Source organism: Nonomuraea sp. NPDC049695, from assembly GCF_040674955.1.
GTDB classification, from domain to species: domain Bacteria; phylum Actinomycetota; class Actinomycetes; order Streptosporangiales; family Streptosporangiaceae; genus Nonomuraea; species Nonomuraea helvata.
Window position 1 is genome coordinate 1 of sequence record NZ_JBFANV010000063.1, and the last position, 12,928, is coordinate 12,928.

The window sequence follows — 12,928 nt, forward strand, 5'->3', positions numbered from 1 at the left end:
GGGCCGATGAGGCCCCGCCCGGCGCACTCCCCACGGTCAGCGCTTGGTGACCGCCTCGCTGACGGCGTTAGGGCCGTCGTACTCGCGGTCGGGCATGGATTCCAGAGCCTTGATGATCTCCTGGCTCGCGTTGTGCTCGCGGGCCGCTCTGACGAGCTCCTGCTTGCTGGCCGGGTAGTCGACGCCACCGAGGTGCTTCTGCAGCTCGATCGGGTTGATTGTTGTCTTCATAACTCTCTGCTTCCCTACGATTACGAGACGTAACGTCGGGCGCGCGAGTTCTCTTGAGATGCCTCCAGGCTCGCCAGTCGCGCCTCGACCTGCGGCGGGACACGTCGCCGTTCGGCCAGCACCCACGGCAGGCCGCACAGCGCGTCCAGGGCCGCGAGCGCCGAGACGCGGTCGTGCGGCACGGTCCTCGCCAGGTGCGCGGTGCGTCGCAGCGCCGCCCCGAGCGGGCGCCGCAGCCACGTGAACCAGAGCGTGTTACGCAGCCCCACCCGGCGCCTGGCGTGCGGGTCGCGCAGCCGCGACGCCTGGTGGTGCACGGTCAGCTCCTCCAGGTAGCAGAGCTCCCACCCCGCCGTGGCCAGGTCCACGGCCAGCAGCTCCTCCTCGCCGCCGAGCCAGAGCCGCCGGTTGAAGCCCCCGCACTCCAGGAACGCCTCGCGCCGCAGCACCGACGCCCCCGCCAGGAAGCTGCCGAGCGCGGGCCCGGGGAGCCACGACGGGCCGCGTACGGGGGAGTCCCGCAGCTCGGCCACGATCGGGTCGTCGCGGCCTCCCGGCTCGGCCAGGATGCGGGCCGTCACCACGGCGAGGCGCGGATGCGCGTCCAGTACGTCGGCCGCCCGCGACAACGATCCCGGCTCCCACCAGGTGTCGTCGTCGGTGAAGGCCACGTACGGCGTGCGCAGCCGGGCCACGCCCACGTTGCGGCCGACGGCTCCCAGGTTCTCCTCGAGCGCGACCACGTCCACCTCGGGGTGGGCACGGGCCACGGCCTGCGCGGTGCCGTCGTCCGAGCCGTTGTCCACCAGCACCACGTGCGGCCGTTCCGGCAGGGCGAGGAGCCTGCCCACCGAGGTCAGCGCCTCTTCGCGCCGGTTCCAGGTGATCACGACGGTGCCCACCCGCGGATCAGCCATCGGAGCGCTCCAGCCTCCGCCGCGCCGTCTCCACCGCGAGCGGCAGCTCCCGCCGCTCGGCCAGCGCCCGCGGCAGCCTCGGTACGGCGCTGCGCAGCCCCTCCCAGCCCGCGGGCCCGCCCCGCAGCGCGTCGAACGACCGCCGCGCCACCACCCGCCACGGGCGGCGCAGCACCGCGGTCAGCACGGCGTTGCGTGCGGCCAGCACCTGCCTCCCACGCGGGTCCCTGGCGGGCGAGGGGTGGTGGTGGGCCACGACGTCGTCCACGTACGCCAGCCCCCACCCCCGCGCGGCCAGGTCCACGGCCAGCCGCTCCTCCTCGCCGAAGAAGAAGATCACGTCGTCGAACCCTCCCGCCTCCAGGAACGCCTCCTTGCGCACCACCGCCCCGCACGCCAGGAACCCCAGCACGCTCGGCCCCGGCAGGTCCGGCTCCGTGCCGAGCGGCGAGTCGCGCATCAGCTCCGACACCGGGTCCAGCCGCTCCTCGGGGCCCACCAGCACGCGCGCGCCCAGGACGGCCAGGCGCGGATGGGCGTCCAGCACGTCGGCGGCCCGCTCCAGCGCTTTCGAAGCCCACCAGGAGTCGTCGTCGGCGAAGGCCACGTAGGGCGTCCCGGCCAGCCGGACGCCGATGTTGCGGGCGGGCGCCCCCAGGTTCGTGCCCGCCTCGACCAGGTGGACGTCCGGGAAGTGGCGCCGTACGAACCCCGCGGTCCCGTCGGTCGAGCCGTTGTCGACGAGGATCACCGGGCGCGGGTGCATGGGAAGCGTACGGGTCAGCGCACGCAGCCGGTCCTTGCTGGCCACCACGACGGTGACACGCGCTTCATTCACATGGAGCCACTTACCGCGAGGGTCCCTCTTAGTCCTTGACGCCTCCTCCCGGACGGGCGTACAAAGGGTGGGTAACAATGTTACCGAGAAGAAACGGCGTTACCGTGACCAGCGCGTACCAGCAGGCCCAGCAGGAAGGGCAGCACGTCGTCAGGGCCGCCATCCTCGACGCCGCCACGCATCTGCTCGTCACCGAGGGGCCGGCGGCGCTGACCGTGCGGCGGATCGCCGGCGAGGTCGGCTGCTCGACCAAGGTGATCTACACCCTCTTCGGCGGCAAGGACGGGCTCAGCGAGGCGCTCTGGCTTGAGGGGTTCGCGAGGTTCGAGCGGTGGCTGCTCGAGGAGGGCGGTGTAGGCGACGGGAGCGATGCCCTGGCCAGGCTGCGCAGGGGCCTGGACGCCTACCGGGCCTACGCGCTGGCCGAGCCCGACTACTACCGGGTCATGTTCCTGGGGGCCATGGCCGGGTTCACGCCGGGCGACGAGGCCGTGGAGTCGGCGAAGCGCACGTTCGGCCTGCTCATGCAGGCCGTGGGGAAGTGCCTGGAGACGGGCGCGCTGCGCGGGGGAGAGGCCGGGGAGATCGCCGACGTGCTGTGGATGGCCATCCACGGCGCCGTGAGCCTGGAGATCCTCGGCCATTTCGACGAACCCACGGCGGCGCGGCGCTACCCGCTGCTCTGCGACTCGGTGCTCGCCCCCTTCCTGGCCCCCGACAACAGGCCCGATAGCAGGCCCGATGAGAGGCACGACGAGAGGAACGCACCATGACCACCCCGTACACCGGCGGATTCACCCCCGTGACCGAGGAGATCACCGCCTTTGACTTAGAGGTCACCGGACGCATCCCGGCCGAGCTCAACGGCCGCTACCTGCGTAACGGCCCCAACCCGCTCAGCCTCGACGACCCGAGCGCGAGTCACCTCTTCCTCGGCGAGGGCATGGTGCACGGCGTGCGGCTGCGCGACGGCCGCGCCGAGTGGTACCGCAACCGCTGGGTACGCGGCGGCCGCGTGGCCGAGCGCCTCGGCGAGCCGCCCAGGCCCGGACCTGTGCACGAGGGCATGGACTTCGCCGCCAACACCCACGTCATCGGGCTGGCCGGGCGCACGTTCGCGCTCGTCGAGGCGGGCGCCCTGCCGTACGAGCTGAGCTACGAGCTCGACACGATCGGCAGGTGCGACTTCGACGGCGGTCTGCCCGGCGGGTACGCCGCGCACACCCACCTCGACCCGGTCAGCGGCGAGCTGCACGCGCTGGCCTACTTCTTCGGCTGGGACCACCACCAGCACATCGTGATCAACCCCGAGGGCACGGTCACACAGGTCAGGAACATCCCGATCGCCGACGCCCCGATGCTGCACGACTTCGCCCTCACCGAGCGGTACGTGGTGATCTACGACCTGCCGGTCACGTTCAGCATGGCCCACGCGGAGCGGGGCGTGCGGCTGCCGTACGCCTGGAACGACGCCCACGGCGCCCGGCTCGGGCTCATGTCGCGCGAGAGCGGCGACGTGCGGTGGGTGGACGTCGATCCGTGCTGGGTCTTCCACACCCTGAACGCCTACGACGACGGCGACGAGGTGGTCGTGGACGTGGTCCGCTACCCCAAGCGGTTCGTGGACGCCCGGCTCGACCAGGGCGGCCTGCCGACGCTCGACCGGTGGCGGATCGACCCGGTCGCCGGCAAGGTACGCGAGACGCGGCTGGACGACCGGTCGCAGGAGTTCCCGCGCATGGACGAGCGCCGCACCGGCCGGCCGTACCGCTACGGCTACACCGCGGCCGCCGTCGACCTCGACGACGTGCTCAGGCGGACCGACACCGAGCTGGAGGACCTGCCCGACGAGGCGTTCGACAACACGCTCATCAAGCACGACCTGGAGCGGGGGACGGCGCAGTCGCGGCAGTTCGGGCGCGGCGCGTACGTGGGCGAGCCGGTGTTCGTGGCCTCGGGGGAGGCCGAGGACGACGGGTACGTGCTCGCCTTCGTCAACAACGAGGCCAGGGGAGCGGCCGACCTGGTGATCCTGTCGGCGCAGGACTTCACGGGCGAGCCGGTCGCCACCGTGCACCTGCCCGCCAGGGTGCCGCTCGGCTTCCACGGCAGCTGGATCGCCGATTGAGCCGGACATTGAGCCGGACACGGTACTCTCTCTTGGTGATGCGATGACGGGATCGCCGCATCCGGCCTGGTCCATCCGTACGGCGAGGACCTGGTGTCCGCTGGCAGGCTCGTGAAGAGGGAGAGGCCGTGACCGGTCTGGTCGTCGCCATGGACGGCCCTTCGGGGTCGGGTAAGTCGAGTGTCTCGCGCGGCGCCGCCAGGGCGCTGGGCCTGCGCTATCTCGACACCGGGGCGATGTACCGCGCGATGACCTGGTGGATGCTCCAGCAGGGCGTCGACCTCGCCGATCCCGCCGCCGTGGCGGCCCGCTGCGGCGAGCCGCGCATCGAGGCCGGCACCGATCCTGACGGCCCCACGATCCACGTCGACGGCGTCGACGTGGCGGGGCCGATCAGGGAGGCCGAGGTCACGGGCTCGGTCTCCGCCGTGGCCGCCGTTCCCGAGGTCCGGGCGCGCCTGGTCGCGCTCCAGCGGGAGATCATCGGCGCCGGTGACATCGTGGTCGAGGGCCGCGACATCGGCACGGCCGTCTGGCCAGAAGCGGCCGTCAAGGTCTACCTGACGGCCAGCCCCGAGGCCCGTGCCAGGCGGCGCAGCGCCGAGCTGGCCGGCTCGACGGTGGAGGCGCAGCAGGAGGCCATGGCCAGGCGTGACACCCTGGACTCGACACGTAAGACGGACCCACTCTCGATGGCGGATGGCGCCGTCGAGCTCGACACCACCCCGCTCTCACTCGAAGAGGTGATCGGCGAGGTGTTGAGGCTGGTCAAAGAGCGCACCTGAGGATTTCAGGTGCGGTACTCACATTAAGGAATCCAATCGTGACAACGGGGGACTGGGTCGAGGCCGACCTCGACGACTTTGAGATCACCGAGCACGGCGACACCGCGCCGCTGCCGGTCGTCGCCATCGTGGGGCGGCCGAACGTCGGCAAGTCCACGCTCGTCAACCGCATCATCGGCCGCCGCGAGGCCGTCGTGGAGGACGTCCCCGGCGTCACCCGCGACCGGGTCACCTACGACGCCAACTGGCGCGGCCGCCGCTTCACCGTCGTCGACACCGGCGGATGGGACCCGGACGCCACCGGGATGAACCTGCGCATCGCCGAGCAGGCCCAGGTCGCCGTCGAGCTGGCCGACGTGATCGTGTTCGTCGTGGACGCCACCGTGGGCGCGACCGACGCCGACGAGATCGTGGGCTCGGTGCTGCGGCAGTCCGGCAAGCCGGTCATCCTGACCGCCAACAAGGTCGACAACCAGCAGCTCGAGCTGGAGGCCGCCGCGCTGTGGTCGCTCGGGCTCGGCGAGCCGTACCCCGTCTCGGCCCTGCACGGGCGCTCCAGCGGCGACCTGCTCGACGTGGTGCTCGACGCGCTGCCCGAGACGCCCGCGCTCACCTTCGAGGGCGAGCGCGGCCCGGCCCGCGTCGCGCTGCTCGGCAAGCCCAACGTCGGCAAGTCCTCGCTGCTCAACAAGCTCGCCGGGGAGGAGCGGGTGCTGGTCGACCCCATGGCCGGCACCACCCGCGACCCCGTGGACGAGCTGATCGAGCTGGGCGGGCGCACGTGGCGCTTCGTCGACACGGCCGGCATCCGGCGGCGCGACCGCGAGCTGCAGGGGGCCGACTACTACGCGGCCATGCGCACCCGGGCGGCGCTGGAGCGCACCGAGGTCGCCATCGTGCTCATCGACGCCAGCGACCAGCTCACCGAGCAGGACCTGCGCATCATCGGCCTGGTCATCGAGTCGGGGCGGGCGATGGTGGTGGCGTTCAACAAGTGGGACCTCGTCGACGAGGACCGCCGCTACTACCTGGAGAAGGAGATCGACCGGCAGCTCGTCCGCACCCCGTGGGCGCTGCGGGTCAACATCTCCGCCAAGACCGGGCGGCACGTCGACCGGCTGGTGCCCGCTCTGGAGAAGGCGCTCGACTCGTGGTCCACCCGGGTCCCGACGGCGCGGCTCAACGCGTTCCTGACGGAGCTGGTGCAGCAGACGCCGCCGCCGGTGCGGGGCGGGAAGCAGCCCAAGATCCTCTTCGCCACGCAGGCCTCGGTCGAGCCGCCGAAGTTCGTGCTGTTCACCTCCGGATGGCTCGAGGACACCTATCGGCGCTTCATCGAGCGGCGGATCCGCGAGGAGTTCGGGTTCGCGGGGTCGCCGATCGAGGTCACGATGAAGATCCGGGAAAAGCGGGCCAAGAAGGACAAGTAATGGCTTTGCCGGTCGCCTGGGCGGGATCGTAGGATCTACGGCAACGCGTTGACGGAGACGAGTAACCAGCGGGCCCGCAGGGGTCCAGAGAGCCGCCGGTAGCTGCGAAGGCGGTCCCGTGCCCCGCTGGTGAAGACACTCCTGAGTGCGGGGAGGAAATGCCCCGCCGGTCTGACCCCCGTCATCGGGTCGTGGAGGCCGTCTCTTCTCGAGGCGGCGAAAGTGCGGTGGCACCGGGAGCTCCCTTCTCCCCCGCACTCCCAAGGGGTCATGCACTTCCTCATGAGGAGCTGTAATGATCTCTCGTGTCATGTCGGCGGAGCTCGCTGAGCACGCCGGCCAACGAGTGACGATCGCCGGCTGGGTCCATCGCCGCCGGCAGCTGAAATCCGTGTCCTTCCTCGTCGTCAGGGACCGTACCGGCCTGTCCCAGGTGGTGGCCGCGCGCGAGCTCCCTGGCGAGGAGAGCGTCGTCGAGGTCACCGGCACCGTCCAGGCCGGCCCGCAGGCGCCCGGCGGCGTCGAGCTGGTGGAGCCGGAGATCACGGTGGTGTCGGAGCCGTGCGCGGCGCCGCCGTTCGACCTGTACCGGCCCGTCGTGTCCGCCGGGCTGCCGACGATCCTCGACCACGCGCCCGTCGCGCTGCGGCACCCGCTGCTCAAAGCGCCGCTGGAGATCTCGGCGGCGAGCGTGGCGGGCTTCCGGGAGGCGCTCGACGGGCTCGGGTTCACCGAGATCCACACCCCGAAGATCGTCGCCTCGGCCACCGAGTCGGGCGCGAACGTCTTCGGCATCGACTACTTCGGCAGGCCCGCCTACCTCGCGCAGTCGCCGCAGTTCTACAAGCAGGCGATGACGGGGGTGTTCGAGCGGGTGTACGAGGTCGGCCCGGTCTTCCGCGCCGAGCCGCACGACACCGTACGCCACCTCGCCCAGTACACCAGCCTCGACGCCGAACTGGCCTTCATCCGGGACCACCGGGACGTGATGGCGGTGCTGCGGGAGGCGGTGGCCGGCATGCTGGAGTCGGTACGGCTGCGCGCCCGCGCCGCCGTCGAGCTCCTCGGGGCCGTGCTGCCAGAGGTGCCCGCCGAGATCCCGGCCATCCACTTCACCGAGGCGCAGGAGCTGACGGGCTCGGCGGAGCCAGACCTGTCGCCCGCGCAGGAGCGGTGGCTGTGTGAGTGGGCGATGCGGGAGCACGGGTCGGAGTTCCTGTTCGTCACCGGCTACCCGATGTCCAAGCGGCCCTTCTACACCCATCCCGACCCGGCGCGGCCCGGCTACTCCAACGGGTTCGACCTGCTGTTCCGGGGGCTGGAGCTGGTGACGGGCGGTCAGCGGCTGCACCTGCACGCGGACTACCTGGCGGCGCTGGCCGCCCGTGGGGAGGGGCCGGAGGCGTACGAAGGGTACTTGCAGGCCTTCCGGTACGGGATGCCGCCGCATGGCGGGTTCGCGCTGGGGCTGGAACGGTGGACGGCCCGGCTGACGGGCGCCGCCAACATCCGCCAGACCACCGCCTTCCCGCGCGACCTGCACCGCCTTTCGCCATAGGCCCTAGGAGTGTCGCCTCGACACGCGATTCGGCCATTCACCGCATACCTCCGAGGATGCCCCGGCCTTCAGGCCGGGAAGGAATTGGACTCCTGCGGAGCAGGGCAGGAACAGCTGATGCGCCCCCCAGAGCGGATCAGCGTCCGGTAGAGTCGCGTCCGCGGGTTGCGAGAACCAAGCCTCCCGCGCGTGCTGATCGAAAGCCAAGACAGCACATGCGTCTCCAAGCTTGCCGTGCCAAACCGGGCAGGTTCCGTCCCGGCTGGTGTTGATGGAGTAAGACCTTGCTGGTCGCTGACCTGCGGGGCTTCCTGAGCCAGGAATCTCCCTGCTTCAGCTGGGGGAGGGTTCAATAGAAAGGAGCAGAGCCAGGGCCTGAGGGAACGACGTGGAATCGGGGCGCGGATGAACCGACTCTCCACCAGATGGCCCTGGTACGCCTCCTTCATCCCGGCCGCCCTGATTGTCAGCGGGATCTTCGTCAACCTGCTGTCTCCGCGTGACTATTGGGGGGACTACCAGCTGGGGGCCGCGGTCGTGCTGGCCGGAGCACTGCTCTCGCTACGGCACACGATCGCGGTCGCCGCGGCCCTGGTCCTGGCCGAGCTGGCACTGCTGGTCAAGGATGGTTATTTCGGTCATGCTCCCGGCACGTTCTCGCTGATCAACGCGGTGTTCACCGCTCTCGTCGGCCTCGGGGTGAACCGCGTGGTCGCCCGCCACGGGCGCCGGCTGGAAGCGGTGCGTTCCGTCGCGGAGGCGGCCCAGCACGCCGTGCTGCCCGCACCGCCGGTCTGTGTCGGCCCGCTGGCCATCGCCGCCGTCTACAAGACCGCGCAGATCGAGGCGTTGATCGGCGGAGACGCGTACGCCGTGCAGGACACGCCGTACGGCACCAGGCTGCTCATCGCAGACGTGCGGGGCAAAGGCCTGGGCGCGGTCGGCACGGTGTCCGTGCTGCTGGGAGCATTCCGGGAGGCGGCCGACCAGACGCCCGACCTTGCGGTGCTGGCCGACCGGATGGAGCGCGCCCTGGTCAAGGCGGCCTCCTCGCGCGAGGAGGACATCCGGATGGAGGGGTTCGTCACGGCGGTGCTCGGTGAGATCGCACCGGGCGCGGAGCGCGTGCGGCTGCTGAACCGCGGCCATCCCTCGCCGTATCTCCTCGAGGGCGACACGGTGTCCTCGCTCGATCCGGGCGAGCCGGGTCTTCCCCTGGGCATGGGCAGCCTGGGCGGCCCGCGGGCAGGGCCCGAGAGCTGGCCGTTCCCGGCCGGGAGCACGCTCCTGCTGGTCACCGACGGTGTGACGGAGGCCCGGGACCGTGCCGGGACCTTCTACGAACCGGCGAGCCGGCTCGGCGGCCAGGGCCCGTTCCGGCAGCCGGACGAGGTGGTCGAGGCCCTGGTACGTGACGTCGAGCGCTGGACCGGCGGGCCGCGCGACGATGACATGGCGATCCTGGCGATCACCCGGCGCGCCGGCCCGTGAACCGGATGGCCACGGAACGCGGCGCGCCCGCCGTGTGTCCCGCGCTATGGCGTCACCGGGCCTTCGGTGGCGGAGGCCTGGATGGCGGTCGTGATCTCCGCCAGATCCTCGGCCGTGAGCGTGAGGCGCCCGGCCGGGAGCCAGCCGTCCACCTGGCTCGCGTCCCTGGCGCCCACGATGGCGCCCGTGATGCCCGGCCAGGCCAGCGTCCAGGCCACCGCGACCGCCGCTACTGACACGCCGTGCCGTGCGGCGACGGGCCGGAGCGCGTCCGTCACCGCCAGGCGGGCGGCCAGGCCCGTGGTGAAGCTCGGGTGGGTCTTGCGCCAGTCGCCGTCCGGCAGGGAGGCCACCCGTTCGGCGGAGAAGCGGCCCGCCAGCAGGCCCGACTCCATCGGCGAGTAGACGATCACGCCTGTCCCGTGCTCCGCCGCCCAGGCGATCTCCGGCGCCGCCGACCGGTTCAGGGCCGAGAACGGCGGCTGGATGGCGTCCACGTGGGCCACCCGCTCGGCGATCTCCAGTTCGGCGACCGAGTGGTTCGACAGGCCGATGGCCCGTACCTTGCCCTCGGCCTTGAGATCCGCCATCGTCTGCCAGTACTCCTCCAGCGGAGTGGCGTTCGGCGAGGGGCCGCCGGCGCCGAGGCTGTCCCAGTCCAGGGACTCGCCGGTGTCCGGCCAGTGCACCTGGTACAGGTCGATCGCCTCCACGCCGAGCCGCCGCAGCGAGTCCTCCACCTCCCGGCGTACCTGCGACATGATGCGGCGTGGCGTCGCGTCCGGGTCGGCGGGATCCCACACCAGACCGGCCTTGGTGAAGAGGTACGGCCGCTCGGAGAGCCCCGCGACCGCCTTGCCGACGACCTCCTCCGAGTGGCCGTAGCCGTAGACGGCGGCGGTGTCGATCCAGTTGACGCCCTGCTCGGCGGCGTGCCTGATGGCCGCGATCGAGTCGGCGTCGTCCTGGCCGCCCCAGCTCCACCGCCAGTTGGCGCCCGAGATGCCCCACGAGCCGAAGCCGGTGCGGCTGATGTCCATGTCCGTCGTTCCAAGTTTCATGGCAAGGATGCTGCCGGACCCCGCGACGGTTACCCAGGGCACGGGCTTACCTGGGTCTGCGAGAACCACCCTGGGAGCGCCGGGGGCGGGGCAGCAGCAGCGCGACGGCCGCGCCGAGCAGGCAGACGAACGCCGTGACCAGGAACATCTCCGTGTACTCGGTGTGCAGCGCCGCCTGCACCTTCGCGGTGTACTCGGCCAGCCGCCGCTGGTACGTCACCGCGTCCACGCCGAACGGGAGCGGCGTGTCCAGGTGGGCGGTGAGCGACTGGAACCGGTAGAACCCCCACGCCGACACCGCCGCGATGCCGATCAGCATGCCCATCATCCGGGCCACCACGACCGCCGCCGACGCCACGCCGTGCTGGGCCGCCGGGCTCACGCGCAGCACCGCCGACGAGACCGGGGCGATGACCAGGCCCAGGCCCAGACCGGCCACCACCAGGTCGATGTCCACGACGAGGCCCGCGCTCGCCAGGTCGAGCGGCCACCGGCTCATCAGCCAGTAGCCCGCCGCCCCCAGCGCCATGCCCGCCACGGCCACGGCCCGCTCGCCCAGCCTGCGGCCCAGCAGGCCGCCCAGCAGGGCGCCGACGGTGAGCGCCGCCAGGAACCTGGCGAGGACCAGCGCCGCGTCCAGCGCGTCCAACCCGAGCAGGGTCTGGGCGGTGAGCTGGACGAACACCATGGTCACCAGGAGCGCGGCCCCGGCCAGGAAGCTCACGGCCAGGGTGGCGAGCAGGGGGCGCTTGCGGGTGGCGGAGAGATCGAGGAGGCGTACGGGGGAGCGGATCTCCCACCACACGAAGACCCCGGCCGCCACCGCCCCGGCCGGGATGACGACGAGGCCCCACGGCGGCAGCACGGCTCTGGCCGGGTCGGGGTTGTAGAGGCCCACGACCAGCAGGCCGAGCGCCAAGGCCAGCAGCGCCCCGCCGACCACGTCGACCCGCCGCACCGGCGGCTTGGACGCGCCCTCGCTCCTCGCCCCACGCCCCACGCTTGTGCGGCCGCCCTCGTGCCCGTCCGCCCCGCCTGTGGGACCCGCCGTCCGCGCTGCCGTCTCCGTGTTCCCGCCCTCGGATGCCGTCCCGTCAGCGGCACCGTGGGCGCCGATGCGCTCTGCGGCGCTGGTGGACGCGGTCCAGGGGTGGGTGGCGTCGGTCGGGTGGTCATTCGCGGAGTCCGTACGGCCCGCCGTACCGGACGGGACCGTGAAGTGCACCGCGACGGCGGCCAGGGCGGCGAGCGGGACGTTGATCCAGAAGATGGCGTGCCAGCCGCCCAGCTCCACCCCCGCCACCGCGATGGCCGGGAGCCCCGCCAGCAGCCCGCCGTACAGGGGCCCGAGGGCGCTGCCGAGCTCCTGCGCCGCACCCACGGCGCCCAGCGCCACCGGCCGCTCGTGCTCGTCCCACAGGTCGCCGATGAGGGCCATCGTGATCGGCAGCAGCGCCCCGCCGGCCACCCCCTGGACGGTACGCCCGGCCACCACCATCACCTCGCCGGCGGCCAGGGCCGTCAGCACCGAGCCGAGCGCGAAGGCGGCCAGGCAGGCGTGGATCAGCGGCCGCCGGCCGTACCGGTCGGAGAGCTGGCCGAGCAGGGGCATCGCGGCGACGTACCCGAGCAGGAACCCCGTGACGATCGGCGTGGCCCGCTCCAGGTGGTTCAGCGGGATGCCCACGTCCTCGGCGAGGTCGATGAGGATCGTCACCACCACGTACGCGTCGAGCGCGGCCAGCAGCACCACCGCGCCCCCGGCGCCGAGCACGACCCGGCGGGCGCCTCTCATCCGGCGGCGGGCGGCGTGATGGTGACCGGCGCGTCGTAGTCGCTGAACGACACCGTCACCGTGCCGTCCTGCAACGGCAGGCTGGCCTTGGTGAGCCGGCTGCTGGCCTTGTCGAGCCAGACCTTGCCGTTGACACCCTGCGTGACGCCGGGGACGATCTGGCCGAGAACCTGCCCGGGGAACGTCGTGGCCACCCGGTACGAGTCACCCTCCAACGCCTCCACCTTGGGATCGGTGGCCGAGGCGAGCAGTTGGGCGATGCCCTTGGTCGGCTCGAGGATCACCGAGGGGTCGTAGAACTGCGCGAGCTGCTGCCGCGTCATCTTCTGGAAGCCGCCCGTCGGCCCCTTGAAGTGCACGGTGTCCCCGATCAGGGCGAAACTGATCTCCTGCAGGGACCCCAGCACGTCGATCGTGATCGTTCCGTCGGCGTCACCGGCGGCCGTGAGCCTGCCGTCGGCCTTCTTGACCGGCACCTTCGGCTTGCCCTCCGTCGCGATCGAGAAGCTGGCCGACTTGACCCCCTTCATGGCCTCGGCGGCCTTCTTCATCAGGTCGGGACCGGCGGGCAGCGCGTCGCCGCCGCCCGACGAGCATGCCGAGACCAGCGCGAGCACCGCCACGATCAGAAGCTTTCGGACCATGAGCGGATCGTAGCGAGCGCTTGGGAACGTCCGTGAGCCGTCGCGGATAT

General features: G+C 71.8%; 12 protein-coding genes. 6 read left to right on the top strand and 6 right to left on the bottom strand.

The genetic code is table 11. The annotated features are described in order from the left end of the window. Positions 1 to 36: 36 nt before the first annotated feature. The 3 genes from AB0J64_RS38850 to AB0J64_RS38860 are packed head-to-tail and all read right to left on the bottom strand — an operon-like array spanning position 37 to position 1,986. The gene (locus tag AB0J64_RS38850; RefSeq protein ID WP_344985023.1) at positions 37 to 231 is read right to left on the bottom strand and encodes a DUF2795 domain-containing protein; all 195 of its coding nucleotides are present in this window, start codon (positions 229 to 231) and stop codon (positions 37 to 39) included. 20 nt (positions 232 to 251) lie between these two features. Continuing rightward, positions 252 to 1,148 carry a glycosyltransferase gene (locus AB0J64_RS38855; protein ID WP_364038943.1) on the bottom strand — a complete coding sequence of 299 codons (897 nt, stop codon included), beginning with the start codon at positions 1,146 to 1,148 and terminating at the stop codon, positions 252 to 254. Continuing rightward, positions 1,141 to 1,986 (bottom strand): glycosyltransferase, encoded by an 846-nt coding sequence (locus AB0J64_RS38860; protein ID WP_364038946.1) that lies wholly within the window; start codon positions 1,984 to 1,986, stop codon positions 1,141 to 1,143. Before AB0J64_RS38860 ends, AB0J64_RS38855 begins: the two co-directional genes overlap by 8 nt. Before the next feature lie 104 nt (positions 1,987 to 2,090). Between AB0J64_RS38860 and AB0J64_RS38865 the strand changes: the two genes are divergently transcribed. The 6 genes from AB0J64_RS38865 (at position 2,091) to AB0J64_RS38890 (ending at position 9,378) form a co-directional block, all read left to right on the top strand. Continuing rightward, a complete protein-coding gene (locus AB0J64_RS38865) occupies positions 2,091 to 2,759 on the top strand; it encodes a TetR/AcrR family transcriptional regulator (RefSeq protein WP_364038949.1) in 669 nt (222 codons plus the stop codon). Next, positions 2,756 to 4,114 (top strand): carotenoid oxygenase family protein, encoded by a 1,359-nt coding sequence (locus tag AB0J64_RS38870; RefSeq protein ID WP_364038952.1) that lies wholly within the window; start codon positions 2,756 to 2,758, stop codon positions 4,112 to 4,114. The genes AB0J64_RS38865 and AB0J64_RS38870 overlap by 4 nt, the downstream gene beginning before the upstream one ends. Before the next feature lie 128 nt (positions 4,115 to 4,242). Beyond that, positions 4,243 to 4,899: a (d)CMP kinase gene (gene cmk / locus AB0J64_RS38875; protein ID WP_364038955.1), complete on the top strand. Its 657-nt coding sequence runs from the start codon at positions 4,243 to 4,245 to the stop codon at positions 4,897 to 4,899. 38 nt (positions 4,900 to 4,937) lie between these two features. Continuing rightward, entirely contained in the window at positions 4,938 to 6,329 is a 1,392-nt protein-coding gene (der, locus tag AB0J64_RS38880) for a ribosome biogenesis GTPase Der (RefSeq protein WP_364038958.1), read from the top strand. 295 nt (positions 6,330 to 6,624) lie between these two features. Continuing rightward, entirely contained in the window at positions 6,625 to 7,887 is a 1,263-nt protein-coding gene (gene aspS, locus AB0J64_RS38885; RefSeq protein WP_364038961.1) for an aspartate--tRNA(Asn) ligase, read from the top strand. 405 nt (positions 7,888 to 8,292) lie between these two features. Continuing rightward, positions 8,293 to 9,378, top strand: a complete 1,086-nt coding sequence (locus AB0J64_RS38890) for a PP2C family protein-serine/threonine phosphatase (RefSeq protein WP_364038964.1) — start codon at positions 8,293 to 8,295, stop codon at positions 9,376 to 9,378. A 44-nt stretch (positions 9,379 to 9,422) separates the two neighbouring features. Here AB0J64_RS38890 and AB0J64_RS38895 read toward each other — a convergent pair whose 3' ends face one another. The 3 genes from AB0J64_RS38895 to AB0J64_RS38905 are packed head-to-tail and all read right to left on the bottom strand — an operon-like array spanning position 9,423 to position 12,878. Continuing rightward, positions 9,423 to 10,439, bottom strand: a complete 1,017-nt coding sequence (locus AB0J64_RS38895) for an aldo/keto reductase (protein ID WP_364038967.1) — start codon at positions 10,437 to 10,439, stop codon at positions 9,423 to 9,425. Between the two features lie 46 nt (positions 10,440 to 10,485). After that, positions 10,486 to 12,234 carry an MFS transporter gene (locus AB0J64_RS38900; protein ID WP_364038970.1) on the bottom strand — a complete coding sequence of 583 codons (1,749 nt, stop codon included), beginning with the start codon at positions 12,232 to 12,234 and terminating at the stop codon, positions 10,486 to 10,488. After that, entirely contained in the window at positions 12,231 to 12,878 is a 648-nt protein-coding gene (locus AB0J64_RS38905) for an LppX_LprAFG lipoprotein (RefSeq protein WP_364038973.1), read from the bottom strand. Before AB0J64_RS38905 ends, AB0J64_RS38900 begins: the two co-directional genes overlap by 4 nt. Between the last annotated feature and the right edge of the window lie 50 nt (positions 12,879 to 12,928).

Excerpts from the sequence above, each read along its gene's own strand:
- AB0J64_RS38890 (WP_364038964.1), top strand. The coding sequence starts at position 8,293 with ATGAACCGACTCTCCACCAGATGGCCCTGGTACGCCTCCTTCATCCCG.
- AB0J64_RS38905 (WP_364038973.1), bottom strand. The coding sequence starts at position 12,878 with ATGGTCCGAAAGCTTCTGATCGTGGCGGTGCTCGCGCTGGTCTCGGCA.
- AB0J64_RS38850 (WP_344985023.1), bottom strand. The coding sequence starts at position 231 with ATGAAGACAACAATCAACCCGATCGAGCTGCAGAAGCACCTCGGTGGC.
- AB0J64_RS38895 (WP_364038967.1), bottom strand. The coding sequence starts at position 10,439 with ATGAAACTTGGAACGACGGACATGGACATCAGCCGCACCGGCTTCGGC.
- AB0J64_RS38900 (WP_364038970.1), bottom strand. The coding sequence starts at position 12,234 with ATGAGAGGCGCCCGCCGGGTCGTGCTCGGCGCCGGGGGCGCGGTGGTG.
- AB0J64_RS38855 (WP_364038943.1), bottom strand. The coding sequence starts at position 1,148 with ATGGCTGATCCGCGGGTGGGCACCGTCGTGATCACCTGGAACCGGCGC.
- aspS (WP_364038961.1), top strand. The coding sequence starts at position 6,625 with ATGATCTCTCGTGTCATGTCGGCGGAGCTCGCTGAGCACGCCGGCCAA.
- AB0J64_RS38870 (WP_364038952.1), top strand. The coding sequence starts at position 2,756 with ATGACCACCCCGTACACCGGCGGATTCACCCCCGTGACCGAGGAGATC.